Genomic DNA, 12,802 nt, shown 5'->3' with positions numbered 1-12,802 from the left:
CGCTCGCCTTCGCTCGCCAGCCAGGATCACCCGCTTTCGACAGCCTCCCGCGCGGAGGCGTTTTTGTTTTTGGGATTCGGAAAATCCCTTGCGGGTCTTGTGTCTTGGCTCAGCGGTGCCGACAAATACACGGGCTCTGAAGAGTTTGCTGCTCGCGCTCGTCGCGACTGAAGTCGCTCACACAAGATTTCGCGGCAGGCCAGCCGGCTGCACCGTAGGAGGGGCTTCAGCACCGACAGTTCGCTTGCAGAGCGACCAGCTTGCCCACGCATTCGTCGCGGCTGAAGCCTCCTACAAAAGCGCGCAGCAGCGGGTTGGACGCAATGTGGGAGGGACTTCAGTCCCGACGCAGGAAGCCTGACCGTACGCCGCTTCTTGCGCCCGTTGCATCAATGCGCCGAACGCGGCTCACTCAGGGCGTCGCGTTCTGCAGGCGATAGTCTGTGGTTGCACGCTGCTCGCCGCGCCAGCGGTCGAAGGCGCGCACGTCGATGCGGTGTGCGCCGGCCGCCAGGTCGGTCGGCAAGGCGCCGCGCCAAAGGTGCTGCGACGGGATCGCTTCCGGCGAGCGGTCGTAGCCGCGCAGTGTGTCGGCAGCGTCGTCGCGCGCGTTCTCGGCGAGCAGGTCCGGATCCGGCTGCTGCACGCGCGCCATCGGCTTCCACGCGCCGTCGTCGATGCGGTATTCCACGCGGCTGCCGTCCTCGCCCATGAACACGTTCGCATACACCGCCCAGGCCGGATACGCGCCGCGGCGCAATACCTTCGGCGCATGCAAGCGCATCTGCGCGTCGGCCGCGGCACGCGCGGCGTGATAGGCCAGCGCATAGCGGCCATCGCGCTGCACGGTCAGCAGCGCATAGCCGTTCGGGGTGCCGTCGGCCATCGTCGCCGCGGGAATGCCGTCGGCGTCCTTGGCCCCGGACCAGAACGCGCCGCAGGCCGCGCCCACGTTGTATTCGTGCAGCGGCTGCGCGCCGTGCCAGCCATCGCCGGCACCGTGATAGTAGTGGCGCTGGGTATGGCTGTGGCCGCTGAGCACCAGCACCTGCGCGAACGGCTGCAGCAGCGCGAACAGGCGCGCGCGGTCGGCATGGCGGAACGTTTCCTTGCCCGGCGCGGCGTCGAACAGCGGGATGTGCATGCCCAGCACCAGCAACCGCTGCTTCGGCAGCGTGGCCAGGTAGGCCTGCAGGAACGCGAACTGGTCCTCGCGCAGGCCGCCGATGTAATTGGGTTGCTTCTGCGGCTGGTAGACCACGTCGTCGAGGAACACGAAGCTGGCGCCGCCCTCTTCCGCCGCATAGGTATCCGGCCCGTAGACCGCGCGCCAGCTGGACAGCGAGCCGGCATCGTCGGCCGCGTCGAAATTCAGGTCGTGGTTGCCGGGCACGTGGAACCACGGCACGCCGAGCTTGGCGGTTTCGGCATTCAGCGCCGGATACAGCGACAGGTCGTCGCTGACCACGTCGCCCAGGGTGGTGCCCAGGCGCGCGCGGGTCTTGCCCAGCAGCGGCGCGACGATGTCGCGCGCGTAGTAGCCGACATCGGTCGCCGAGGCGGTCTGGGTGTCGGCGAACACCAGCACCTCGGTGCTTGCCGCGGCCGGCTGCGCGCGCAGCGCGAAATCCCAGCCGCTGATGGCGCCGCCGGTCGGCGCGATGCCCGGGTAGTTGAGCTTGGGCGATCCGGCCGGCGCGTAGTGCCGCCAGTACGCCGGCAAACCGTTGCCGGCGCTGGCGAAGGCGTAGCCGTCGGGCTTGATCACGAACAGCGTGCGTCCCGGCGCCACGTCGAGGCGGTAGCGGCCCTGCGCATCGGTGCGCACGATGTGCACGCCGTCGGAGACCTGCACGCCGGCGATGCCGCGCTCGCCGGTGCCGCGGCCCGCGTGGCCGTCGCGCTCCTGATAGACGCTGCCGCTGATGGTGGCGGTCTGCGCCAGCGCGGGCGCGGCGGCGGTCAACAGGCAGAGAAGCACTACGGCGCGCAGCGACATGCGTGAAGTCCGGCATCGAGGGGATGCCGCGATTGTAGCCATCCACCACGACACGGCGCCGAGCGCCGTCGCGCGAACCTACTTGTGCCGGGCTTCCAGCACCGCAACCGCGTCGGCCAGCGCCAGGCCGCGCGCGCGCAGCAGCACGGTCAGGTGGTACAGCAGGTCCGCCGATTCGCCGAGCAGCGCTGCATCGTCCTGCGCCACGCCAGCCAATGCGGTTTCCACGCCTTCCTCGCCTACCTTCTGCGCGATGCGCCGGGTGCCCTTCTCGAACAATTGCGTGGTGTAACTGCCCGGGGGACGTTCGCGTTCGCGTTGTTCGACCAGGCGGTCGAGCGCACCCAGGAACTGGCCCGGTGCCTGCGGAAAACAGCTGCTGCGGCCAAGGTGGCAGGTCGGGCCGTGCGGGTGTGCCGTCACCAGCAGCGTGTCGCGGTCGCAGTCGGTCTGGATCGACACCAGGTCCAGGGTGTTGCCCGAGCTTTCGCCCTTGGTCCACAGCCGCTGCTTGCTGCGGCTGTAGAAGGTGACCTTGCCGCTGGCACGGGTCGCGGCCAACGCGTCGGCATTCATGTAGCCGAGCATCAGCACGCGCAGCGTGGCCGCGTCCTGCACCACTACGGGCAGCAGGCCGTCGCCCTTGCTCCAGTCCAGGGTGCTCCAATCCAATGTGTTCCCAGCAAACGCCGCATCCACCGGCGCGGCTTCGTGCTCATGCGCCATCGCGCACCTCGATCTGTCGTTGGCGCAGGAAGCGCTTGAGGTCGGGAATCGGAATCGCGCCGCTGTGGAACACGCTGGCGGCCAGTGCGCCATCCACGTCGGCCTGTTCGAATACGTCGGCGAAGTGCTGCATCTGCCCGGCACCGCCGGAGGCGATCAGCGGCACCTTGCACAGGGTACGCACCTCGAACAGCTGGGCGATGTCGTAGCCGCGGCGTACACCGTCGTTGTCCATGCAGTTGAGCACGATCTCGCCGGCGCCGAGCTGCTGCGCCTCCACCACCCAATCCACGGTGCGCACGCGCAGCGCCTGGGTCTTGTCCGGGTCGCCGGTGAAGCGGCGCACCCGCCACTGGCCGTCGTCCTCGCGGATCGAATCGATGCCCACCACCACGCATTGCACGCCGAACGCTTCGGCCAGTTCGGCGATCAGCGCCGGCCGCTCCAGCGCCGGCGAGTTGATCGAGATCTTGTCGGCGCCGGCATGCAGCACCGCGCGCGCGGTGGCCACGTCGCGGATGCCGCCGGCCACGCAGAACGGGATGTCGATCAGCCGCGCCACCCGCTCGACCCAGGCGTAGTCCACCGAACGCCCTTCCGGGCTGGCGCCGATGTCGTAGAACACCAGTTCGTCGGCGCCCTGGTCGCGGTAGCGCAAGGCCAGCTCGACGATGTCGCCCATGTCGATGTGGTCGCGGAACTTCACGCCCTTGACCACGCGCCCATCGCGCACGTCCAGGCACGGGATGATGCGCCGGCTCAGCATGCCAGCGCCTCGTCCAGCGCCAGCCGGCCTTCCAGCAGCGACTTGCCGAGCACCGCGCCGGCGCAGCCGACCTCGCGCGCGGCGCGCACGTCGGCGGCGTCGCGGATGCCGCCGGAGGCCTGCACGTCCACGCCCGGCGCGATCCGGCGCAGGTAGGCGTACAGCGCCAGGTTCGGCCCGGACAGCATGCCGTCGCGGGCGATGTCGGTGCACAGCAGGTGCTTCAGCCCGGCCGCGGCGTACTCGACCGCCAGCGCTTCCAGGGTCAGCGAGGAGGTCTCGGTCCAACCCAGCACCGGCAGCCGCCACACGCCGTGCGCGTCCTGGCGCGTGTCCAGGGCCACGGTGATGCGTTCGGCGCCGAACTCGGCCAGCCATTCGAGCACCGATTCGCGGTCGCGCACCGCCAGCGAGCCGATCACCACGCGCGCGGCGCCGGCGTCGAGCATACGCTGCACGTCGGCACGCGAGCGCACCCCGCCGCCGGTCTGCACCTGCAGCCCGGTCTGCGCGCGGATCTGGCTCAGCAGCGGCGCCAGGGTGTAGCCGCCGGCACGCGCCGCGTCCAGGTCTACCAGGTGCATCCAGCCCGCGCCGGCATCGGCGAAGGCCTGCGCGCGCGGCAGCGGATCGTCGCCGTAATGGGTTTCGCGGGCGTAGTCGCCTTGCGCCAGCCGCACCACGCGGCCGTCGCGGATGTCCAACGCGGGATAGACGATGAAGCTCATGGGAAATCCGCCTCGAGAAAGTTGCGCAGGATGCACGCGCCGGTGCTCGCCGAGCGCTCGGGATGGAATTGCGCGCCGCAGCGGCGGCCTTGCTGCACCACCGCGGTGAACAGGCCGCCGTGATCGCAGGCGGCCACGGTGTCGGCGGTGACCGGGGCGGCGTAGCCATGCACGAAATAGGCGCTGGCGTGCTCCGGCAGGCCATCCAGCAGCGGCGAGGAGCGCATCGGCAACAGCCGGTTCCAGCCCATGTGCGGGATGCGGATACCCAGTGCCGGCGGCATATGCCGGACCACGCCGGTCAGCAGGCCCAGGCAATCGACGTCGCCTTCATCGGAATGCTCGAACAGCAGCTGCATGCCCAGGCAGATGCCGATCAGCGGCACCTGCAGCACGCGCAGCGGCTCGATCAGCCCTTGCTCGCGCAGCCGCGCCATCGCATGCGGCGCGGCGCCGACGCCAGGCAAAATCACCCGGTCCGCACCCTGCAAACCGGCCGCGTCGCGCACCAGCCTGGCTTCCACGCCCAGGCGCTCCAACGCGTAGCGCACCGAGCCGAGGTTGGCGCCGCCGGCATCGATCAGGGCGACATCGCTCATCGCTGCCTCCATGCGCAAGCGCCGCGCATCACAGCACGCCCTTGGTCGAAGGCAGCGCGGCACCCTCGCGGCGCAGCGCCTGGCGCAAGGCCCGCGCCAATGCCTTGAAGCAGGCCTCGACCTTGTGGTGGTCGTTGTCGCCGTGCACGCACAGATGTAGGTTCAACCCCGACGCATCGCACAGCGAACGGAAGAAATGCGGCACCAGTTCGGTCGGCAGGTCACCGACGCGCTCGCGCTTGAACGCGCCTTCGAACACGAAATACGGGCGGCCGCTGAAATCCAGCGCGGCGCTGGCCAGGGTCTCGTCCATCGGCAGGGTGAAGCCGAGGCGCGCGTCGCTGCCGGCGGCCAGCCAAGGGCTGTCGGGCGGATCGAAGCCGTAGCGGCCGATGCCGCGCTTGTCGCCCAGCGCCTGGCGCAAGGCCTGGCCCAGCGCCAGACCGGTGTCCTCGATGGTGTGGTGCTCGTCGATATGCAGGTCGCCCTCGGCGCGCACGTCCAGGGCAAAGCCGCCGTGCTTGCCGATCTGCTCGAGCATGTGGTCGAAGAACGGCAGGCCGGTGGCGCAGTGCGGGTCGCGCGCCAGGTCCAGGTCGATCTCGACCGCAATCCGGGTTTCCTTGGTGTCGCGCTGCACCCTGGCGCGGCGCGGCGCATCGGCCAGTTCGTGGGCGATGCCGGCCCAGTCCCAGTCGCCGCCGAACTGCTCGGTCTTCAGCTGGAAGCCGCGGATGCGCAGATTCTCGGCAAACTCGATGTCGGTGAGGCGGTCGCCGACCATCGCCGAACGCGCCCAGTCGATGCCGCGGTCCTGCAGGTACGGCAGCATCAGGCCGATGCCGGGCTTGCGCGTGGGTGCGTTGTCGGCCGGCCAGCTGCAGTCGATCAGCACCTCGCGGAAGGCAATGCCCTGGCTGGCGAAGATCTGCAGCATCAGGTCGTTGGGGCCGTCGAACGCGGACTGCGGAAAGGCTTCGCTGCCCAGACCGTCCTGGTTGGTGACGATGACGAACTGGTAACCGGCGTCGCGCAATTTCAACATCGCCGGGATCACGCCCTGCACGAAGCGCAGCTTTTCGTAGGCGTCGATCTGGAAATCGGCCGGCTCCTCGATCAGGGTGCCGTCGCGGTCGACGAACAGGATCGGGGTCATGCCGCCGCCCTCCCCGCCTGCAGCGCGCCGAGCACGCGCTGGTTCTGTTCTGCGGTGCCGAGGGTGATGCGCAGCGCATCGCCCAGGGTCGGCGCGGCGCGCTGGTCGCGCACTACCACGCCGGCGGCCAGCAGCGCACGGAATGCGCCTTCGGCATCGTCAAAGCGCAGCAGCAGGAAGTTGCCTTGCGAGGGATACACCCGGCGCACGCCGGGCAGCGCGGCCAGCGCGGCGCACATGCGCTCGCGCTCGCCGCGGATCTCGGCCACGCGCGCGGCGGTCTGCCGCAGCGGCTCGGGCTGCAGTGCGGCCAGCGCCAGCTGCGTGCACGGCGCCGGAATCGGGTACGGCGCCTGGCAGCGGCGCAGCACCGCGATCAGCGCCGGATCGGTGATCACGCAGCCGATCCGCGCCGCGGCCAGCGCATGCGCCTTGGACAGCGTGCGCAGCACCGCCAGATTGGCGTGGCGCGCCAGCAGCGTGCTCGCCGAGGGCACGTCGGAGAATTCGCCGTAGGCCTCATCGACCACCAGCAAGGCGCGCCCATGCAGGCGCTCGGCAGCACGTTCGATGTCGGCAAGTGGGATCGCCGCGCCGCTGGGATTGCCAGGCGAGCACAGGAACACCAGCTTGGCCATCTGGCTCAACGCCGCCTCCACCACTGCATCGATATCGGTGACCAAGCCGGTGGCGTCTTCGCGCAACGGCACTTCGACGATGCGCGCATTCTGCAGCCGAGCGCACACCGCATACATGCCGAACACCGGCGGAGTGATCACGATCGCGTCGCGGCCCGGCTCGCACAGCGCCCGCAGCAGCAGGTCGATGGCCTCGTCGCTGCCGCGGCCGAGCAGCACCTGCTCCGGCGCGCAGGCGTACAGCGACGCCAGCGCCGCACGCAACGCCAGCGGCTGCGGTTCCGGATAGCGGCGGTTGCCGGCGTCGCGGTCGGCGGGATTGGCCCAGGCCGATTCGTTGGCGTTGAGCCAAACCTCGCCTTGCAGCGCGCTGCTGCGCGCCGAGGAATAGCCGGCGAAGTCGCGCAGGTCGTGGCGGACCAGCGCCAGCATCGAACCCGGTATCTGCATTCCGTTCTGCGTGCTCATGCCACCTTCTCCATGCGCAGCGCCACCGCATTGGCATGCGCGTCCAGGCCCTCGGCACGGGCCATGGTCACCGCGCAGGCGCCGATCGCGGCGATGCCGACGCGGCTGGCGCTCTGCACGCTGACGAAGGTCTGGAAACTGGCGACGCTGACCCCGCTGTAGGCGCGCGCCGCGCCGTTGGTCGGCAGCACGTGGTTGGTGCCGCTGCAATAGTCGCCCAGCGCTTCCGGGGTGAAATCGCCGAGGAACACCGAACCCGCGGCCTCGACCCGCTCCAGCCAGGCCCGCGGCTCGCGCAGCGCCAGGATCAGGTGCTCGGGCGCGTAACGGTTGCTGATCGCGAACGCATCCTCGAGCGCGCCGACCTGGATCAGCCGCGACGCGGCCAGCGCCTGGCGCGCGATCGCCGCACGCGGCAGCGTCGCCAGCTGGCGCTCGATCTCGTCCTCGACCGCCTCGATCAGCTCGGCGCTGTCGGACAGCAGCAGCACCTGCGAATCCGGGCCATGCTCGGCCTGCGACAGCAGGTCGGCGGCGACGAAGGCGGCATCGGCGCCGACGTCGGCGATCACCAGCACCTCGGACGGCCCGGCCGGCATGTCGATCGCCGCCGCGCCGGCCTGCGCCAGCTGCTGCTTGGCCTCGGTGACGTAGCCGTTGCCCGGCCCGAACAGCTTGTCGCAGGACGGCACCGAGGCGGTGCCGAAGCCCATCGCCGCAATCGCCTGCGCACCGCCGAGCTTGAACACGCGGTCCACGCCGGTCAGTTTCGCGGCGACCAGCACCGCCGGATCGGCCGAGCCATCGGCGCGCGGCGGCGTGCACAGCACCACCTCGCGGCAGCCGGCCAGCGCCGCCGGCACGCACAGCATCAGCGCGGTGGACGGCAGCGGCGCGCTGCCGGCCGGCACGTACAGGCCGACCCGGCCGATCGGCCGCACCACCCGCTCGCAGACCACGCCCGGCGCGGTTTCCACCGCATACGGTTGCGCCATGCCGGCGCGGTGGAAGGTCTCGATCCGCGCCGCGGCCTGCGCCATCGCCTCGCGCAGCACCGCCGGCACCGCCGCTTCTGCCGCGGCGAACTCGTCGGCGCCGACTTCGAAGCGCTGCAGCACCACGCCGTCGAAACGCGCGGTGATCTCGCGCAAGGCCGCATCGCCGCGACCGCGCACCTCGTCCAGCAACTGCGCCACCGCAGCGCGGGTCTGCGCGGCCACGGTCTGCGCCGGCCGGGTCAGGGCCTGCGTGCGTGCCTGCGCGTCGAGCGAATTCCACTCCAGTCGGTTCATGCCAGCGAGCGCTCCACGGTCAACACCATCAGCCCCTGCGCGCCTGCGCGCTCCAGTTCCTCCATGCGCTGCCAGGTAATCGCGCCATGGCACATGGTCTGCAATTGCAACGGGCCGTCGCCGTCGCCGGGCAGTTGCACCAGCGGATCGGCATCGGGCAGCAGCCGGGTCAGTTCGGCGACGTGGTCGCGCGCGGCGCGGAACATCAGCAGCTTGCTGTCGCGCAGCTTGAGCACGCCGTCGAGCCGGCGCAGCAGCATCGCCGCCAGCCCGGCGCGGGCGTCGCCCGGCTCGCGCACCGGCCCGGCCAGCACCGCTTCGCTTTCCAGCAGCGTTTCCACCGGCTTGAGCTGGTTGGCGGCCAGGGTCGCGCCGCTGGACACCAGGTCGCAGATCAGGTCGGCGGTGCCCAGGCGCGGCGCGATCTCCACCGAGCCGGACAGCTCCACCACCTGTGCGTCGAGGCCGCGCGCCTGCAGCCAGTCCGCCAACACCGCCGGGTAACTGGTGGCGATGCGTTTGCCCTGCAATTGTTCCGCGCCGGTCCATTCCCAGGTCTCGGGCACCGCCAGCATCAGCCGGCACTGGCCGAAGTTCAGCCCGCGCAACGCGCGGTAGGCTTCGGGCAAGCCGTTGCGGCGGCGCTCGCCGGCCTGCTCTTCCAGCTCGTTGCGGCCGACGATGCCGAAATCGCAGACGCCGTCGGCGATCAGCCCGGGGATGTCGTCGTCGCGCACCAGCAACAGGTCCACCGGCAGCGACTCGCCGTAGCAGAACAACTTGTCGCGGCTCTCGCGCCAGCTCAGCCCGCAGGCGGCCAGCACCGCCCGCGCCGGCTCGGCCAGGCGGCCGCTCTTCTGAATCGCGATACGCAGCCGGTCACGCGCCGGCGCTGCCAGGGAAGCACTCATCAGGACATCTCAATGGGAATCGGAGGGGCGCGCCGCTTGCCGGCGCAGCGCCGTGGCATAGCCGCCGGCGCCGTATTCCAGGGTCCGCGCGACGCGGCCGATGGTGGTCACGCTGACCTGGGTCAGCTCGTGGATTTCGCGGTACGGCACACCCTTGAGCAGCAGCGGCACCACCCGCCAGCGGTCGGACATCGCCTCCAGCTCGGCCGGCGTGCACAGGTCCTGCAGGAACGCGGCGACCTCCTGCGGCTTGCTCAGCTGAGCCAGGGCGCGCGACAGCGCCTTGAACGAGGGGTCGCTGTCGCGATCGGGTTGCGTGGAAGGTCGTTGTTTCATTGCAATAATGTAATAGCGTGCTAGCACATTAGCGCGATTGGACGGACCGGGTCAAGCCGCGGCGCACGCGGGCGTTGCCTGGACATGTTCGATCGCTGATGGGCGTGCTGATGGGCGTGAGGTCGCCATGCCATCTGTCGCGGCTGAAGCCGCGGGTGCGGTGTGCGGTGCGCTTTTGCAGCAGCGGCTTCAGACGCGACAGGCACCCACACCGATCGCATCGGCCCAACAGTGCAGGCACCGCTCCTGCCACCCCCACGTGACTGCCTAGGCAGGTGGCGAACGCCCGTTGCGTTCACCATTGCGTGAGCCGCTTCGGTAGCGACAGGCCCTGGTCATCCGCGTCGCGACTGAAGTCGCTCCCACAAGGGACATGCGGCGCGACCATCCAGGTTGCGCCACGCCAGGCCCGGCAAGCCCTCTCAGGGCATGACCTTGGCCTGCTCCAGTTCGACCAGCAGGGCGCTGGCCAGTTCGTCGCGGGCGACCTCGAACTGCTGCTCGCGCACCAGGTCCTTGACCGCGACCACGCCGCGCGCCAGCTCGTCGTCGCCGGCCAGCACCACGAAGCGGATGCCGGCGCGCGCGGCATACTGGAACTGCTTGCCGACCTTCTTCGGCTCCATCTGCACTTCGGTATTGATGCCGCCGACGCGCAGGCGCCGGGCGATGTCAAGCGCGTCGGCCAGCTTGGCCTCGTCCATCAGCGCGACCATCGCCTGCACGCTGCTGGAGGCGATGCCGTCGATCAGCCCGGCCTCGCGCAGCTGCCAGAACAAGCGGGTCAGGCCGATGGAAATGCCCACGCCCGGCAGCCTGGATTTGCTGTAGTGGCTGGCCAGGTCCTCGTAACGCCCGCCCGAGCAGATCGAGCCGATCTGCGGGTAGTCGGTCAGCAGGGTCTCGTAGACGGTGCCGGTGTAGTAATCCAGGCCGCGGGCGATGGAGAAGTTCAGGCAGTAGGCGGTTTCCGGCACGCCCAGCGCCTTGACCAGGGCCAGCACCTCGCACAGCTCGGCCACGCCCTCGCGCAGCGTGGCGCTGGCCTCGGCCGCCGCGACCAGCGCATCCAGCCGCGCCAGCGCGTCGTCATGGCCGCTGGAGCGCACCGCGACGAAGGCCAGGATCCGCTCGACCTGCTCGGCCGGGATGTCGAAACCCTCCCCGGCAAGCGTCTCGCGCACATAATCGGCGCCGCGCTTGTCGAGCTTGTCGACCTCGCGCAGCACCGCCAGCTGGCGCTCGCCCTCGGCCACGCCCAAGCTCTCGAAAAAGCCGCGCATCAGCTTGCGGTTGTTCAATTGCACCGCGAACGCGCCGATGCCCAACTCGGCGAACACCGCGTGGATCACCGCCAGCACTTCGGCGTCGTAGCGGATGCTCAGCGCATCCTTGCCGATCACGTCGATGTCGCACTGGTAGAACTCGCGGAAACGGCCGCGCTGGGCGCGTTCGCCGCGGTACACGCGCTGCATCTGGTAGCGGCGGAACGGGAAACTCAGCTCATGCTCGTGTTCGGCCACGTAGCGCGCCAGCGGCACGGTCAGGTCGAAGCGCAGCGCCAGCTCCGGCAACCCGCCCTCGCCGCTGGCCTCGGCATTGGCCAGCGCGCCGGTGGATTGCACGAAATACACCTGGCGCTCGGTCTCCCCACCGGACTTGGTCAACAGCACGTCGGACAGTTCGAACACAGGCGTCTCCACCGGCAGGAACCCGAACCGCTCGTAATTGCGGCGGATGACGTCCAGCATGCGCTGGAACGCGATCTGCTCACGCGGCAGCAATTCCATGATGCCAGGCGGCGTACGGGGCTTGATCACGTGCAAAACTCCTGCGATTCGGTGGCGAGCGGACGCCAATTCTAGCCGCACTGGGTGCCGGCGATCGTATCGGCGTATGATCCGAGCGTGACCAACCCGCCTGTCAAGCGCATGCACCGGACCATCCCCGGCTTCGCTCTGCCCTATGTCGAACCCACCGCGGCCCGCGATCCGAATGCGCACGAATGCATGCATTGTGCAGTGCGCCACCTGGCGATCTGTTCGGCGCTGGCCTACGACGAAGTGCAGGCGCTGGAGCGGGTGACCACGTCGTTGTCCTATGCCGCCGGCGCCACCGTGGTACGCACCGGCGAGGCGCGGCAGTTCGTGTACACCGTCGTCTCCGGCGCACTGCGCCTGGTCCGCACGCTGGCCGACGGGCGCCGCCAAGTGGTCGGCTTCGTGCTGCCAGGCGACTACGTGGGTCTGAGCGAATCGACGAAATACCGCAACGACATCGAAACCATCGCCGACACCCGCGCATGCCGGGTGTCGGTGGCGCACATGCGCCAGTTGCGCGAGCAGTATCCGCAACTGGAGCGCAAGCTGCTGCAGCGCGCCTGTCTGGAACTGGACGCGGCCCAGGACGCGGCGTTGTCGCTGGCTCGCCTGCAACCGATGGAAAAACTCGCCGACTTCCTGCTCAAGCTGGCGGCCCGCACCGCCAGCCAGGGCGATGCCGGCAACACGGTGACCTTGATGATGGGCCGCGGCGACATCGCCGACCATCTCGGCCTGACCATGGAAACGGTCAGCCGCAGCTTCACCAAGCTGCGCCAGCAAGGCCTGATCGCGCTGCCGCAGCTGCACGTGGTCGAGATCCGCGACTTCGCCGCCTTGCACCGGCTGGCGTCCGTCGAAGGACGCCAGCCGGCGTAGTCGATGAATGCTTCAGGCCGCGGCCCCACCCTGCCCCGCGTCCAGGCATAGACTTGCGATCGCAACACACCTGCGGCGCCGCCGCGGTGCCGGTGGGGGGGAACCATACGGGAGTGCAACCATGCTCGTCGCCATCGATATGCTGCACGACACGCGCGCCTGCGTGATGCTGGATCGCGAAAGGGAACTGGATTACTGGAAGGCGCATTTCACCCAGGCTTCGTTCCATCAGCCTGGCCATGCCTTCACCGACTACGAGCCGGCGCTGAAGCTCGCTTACGACGCCTACCTGAAGTACCACGGACAGCGCTTCGAGGATGTGGTACCGCTGCTGCGCGACGTGTTCCTGCGCGATCACCCGCGCTCGCGCCTGGACTGGCTGCAGGTGCGCAGCGTAGTGCAGGCCGCCTGGCAGCGGATGCAGCCGCAGAACCAGAACCAGAACCAGAACCAGACGTGAGCCTGCACGCCTGAGCTTGCGCGC

General features: G+C 69.6%; 13 protein-coding genes. 2 read left to right on the top strand and 11 right to left on the bottom strand.

Translation table 11 applies throughout. The annotated features are described in order from the left end of the window. Positions 1 to 412: 412 nt before the first annotated feature. The 11 genes from E4A48_RS05260 to hisS form a co-directional block, all read right to left on the bottom strand. Entirely contained in the window at positions 413 to 1,999 is a 1,587-nt protein-coding gene (locus E4A48_RS05260) for a calcineurin-like phosphoesterase C-terminal domain-containing protein (protein ID WP_142741996.1), read from the bottom strand. Positions 2,000 to 2,077: 78 nt separating this feature from the next. Further along, positions 2,078 to 2,725: a bifunctional phosphoribosyl-AMP cyclohydrolase/phosphoribosyl-ATP diphosphatase HisIE gene (gene hisIE / locus E4A48_RS05255; protein ID WP_052234959.1), complete on the bottom strand. Its 648-nt coding sequence runs from the start codon at positions 2,723 to 2,725 to the stop codon at positions 2,078 to 2,080. Beyond that, positions 2,715 to 3,491, bottom strand: coding sequence for an imidazole glycerol phosphate synthase subunit HisF (gene hisF, locus E4A48_RS05250; RefSeq protein WP_039005122.1), 777 nt, complete (start codon positions 3,489 to 3,491; stop codon positions 2,715 to 2,717). Before hisF ends, hisIE begins: the two co-directional genes overlap by 11 nt. Further along, positions 3,485 to 4,219 (bottom strand): 1-(5-phosphoribosyl)-5-[(5-phosphoribosylamino)methylideneamino]imidazole-4-carboxamide isomerase, encoded by a 735-nt coding sequence (gene hisA / locus E4A48_RS05245; protein ID WP_053837845.1) that lies wholly within the window; start codon positions 4,217 to 4,219, stop codon positions 3,485 to 3,487. Before hisA ends, hisF begins: the two co-directional genes overlap by 7 nt. Further along, positions 4,216 to 4,818 (bottom strand): imidazole glycerol phosphate synthase subunit HisH, encoded by a 603-nt coding sequence (gene hisH, locus E4A48_RS05240; protein ID WP_058195960.1) that lies wholly within the window; start codon positions 4,816 to 4,818, stop codon positions 4,216 to 4,218. Before hisH ends, hisA begins: the two co-directional genes overlap by 4 nt. A gap of 28 nt (positions 4,819 to 4,846) precedes the next feature. Next, the gene (hisB, locus tag E4A48_RS05235) at positions 4,847 to 5,974 is read right to left on the bottom strand and encodes a bifunctional histidinol-phosphatase/imidazoleglycerol-phosphate dehydratase HisB (protein WP_142741995.1); all 1,128 of its coding nucleotides are present in this window, start codon (positions 5,972 to 5,974) and stop codon (positions 4,847 to 4,849) included. Beyond that, on the bottom strand, positions 5,971 to 7,080 hold the full coding sequence (hisC, locus tag E4A48_RS05230) for a histidinol-phosphate transaminase (RefSeq protein ID WP_142741994.1): 1,110 nt from the start codon (positions 7,078 to 7,080) through the stop codon (positions 5,971 to 5,973). Before hisC ends, hisB begins: the two co-directional genes overlap by 4 nt. Continuing rightward, on the bottom strand, positions 7,077 to 8,372 hold the full coding sequence (gene hisD, locus E4A48_RS05225) for a histidinol dehydrogenase (RefSeq protein WP_142741993.1): 1,296 nt from the start codon (positions 8,370 to 8,372) through the stop codon (positions 7,077 to 7,079). Before hisD ends, hisC begins: the two co-directional genes overlap by 4 nt. Then, positions 8,369 to 9,283: an ATP phosphoribosyltransferase gene (hisG, locus tag E4A48_RS05220; protein WP_039005130.1), complete on the bottom strand. Its 915-nt coding sequence runs from the start codon at positions 9,281 to 9,283 to the stop codon at positions 8,369 to 8,371. The genes hisD and hisG overlap by 4 nt, the downstream gene beginning before the upstream one ends. A 9-nt stretch (positions 9,284 to 9,292) precedes the next feature. Next, positions 9,293 to 9,619, bottom strand: a complete 327-nt coding sequence (locus E4A48_RS05215) for a YerC/YecD family TrpR-related protein (protein WP_009603865.1) — start codon at positions 9,617 to 9,619, stop codon at positions 9,293 to 9,295. A 422-nt stretch (positions 9,620 to 10,041) separates the two neighbouring features. Then, positions 10,042 to 11,439 (bottom strand): histidine--tRNA ligase, encoded by a 1,398-nt coding sequence (hisS, locus tag E4A48_RS05210; RefSeq protein ID WP_142741992.1) that lies wholly within the window; start codon positions 11,437 to 11,439, stop codon positions 10,042 to 10,044. Between the two features lie 201 nt (positions 11,440 to 11,640). Between hisS and E4A48_RS05205 the strand changes: the two genes are divergently transcribed. Together E4A48_RS05205 and E4A48_RS05200 are read left to right on the top strand one after the other, a co-directional pair. Continuing rightward, positions 11,641 to 12,318 (top strand): Crp/Fnr family transcriptional regulator, encoded by a 678-nt coding sequence (locus E4A48_RS05205; RefSeq protein WP_185910755.1) that lies wholly within the window; start codon positions 11,641 to 11,643, stop codon positions 12,316 to 12,318. 121 nt (positions 12,319 to 12,439) lie between these two features. After that, the gene (locus E4A48_RS05200; RefSeq protein ID WP_142741991.1) at positions 12,440 to 12,778 is read left to right on the top strand and encodes a hypothetical protein; all 339 of its coding nucleotides are present in this window, start codon (positions 12,440 to 12,442) and stop codon (positions 12,776 to 12,778) included. Positions 12,779 to 12,802: the final 24 nt, after the last annotated feature.

Origin of the sequence: Xanthomonas translucens pv. cerealis (assembly GCF_006838285.1) — a bacterium.
Lineage (GTDB): Bacteria > Pseudomonadota > Gammaproteobacteria > Xanthomonadales > Xanthomonadaceae > Xanthomonas_A > Xanthomonas_A cerealis.
This window is presented reverse-complemented; position numbering and strand designations above follow the sequence as displayed.